A 237-nucleotide genomic window follows, 5' to 3' on the forward strand; every position below is an offset into this window, starting at 1 on the left:
AGGTGTTTGGCCCATAATTTTCCACCCGCCGGGGGAGGCCAGCGGGTATATCCCCGTTTGCCCCCCCACGTAACCCACGCTGCCGGCAACTACCTGCAGGCGGGGTTGTTTTAAGCGCGGTGTGGCCAGGGTGTTATGCACCTTTCCCATATAAGGGGAGCCGGGTACTAAGCCCAGCATATGCACTGTGTAGGTGGCAGTGGTATGCAGTGTTATAATATCGTTGGTAGTTATATT

General features: G+C 55.3%; 1 protein-coding gene. It reads right to left on the reverse strand.

From position 1 onward, the window contains the following. On the reverse strand, positions 1-237 hold a 237-nt coding region (locus tag KVT36_RS32180), incomplete at both ends, for a carboxyltransferase domain-containing protein (RefSeq protein ID WP_217607507.1).

The sequence above is a fragment of the Chitinophaga sp. GbtcB8 genome, assembly GCF_019091455.1.
In the GTDB taxonomy this organism is placed as follows: Bacteria; Bacteroidota; Bacteroidia; order Chitinophagales; family Chitinophagaceae; genus Chitinophaga.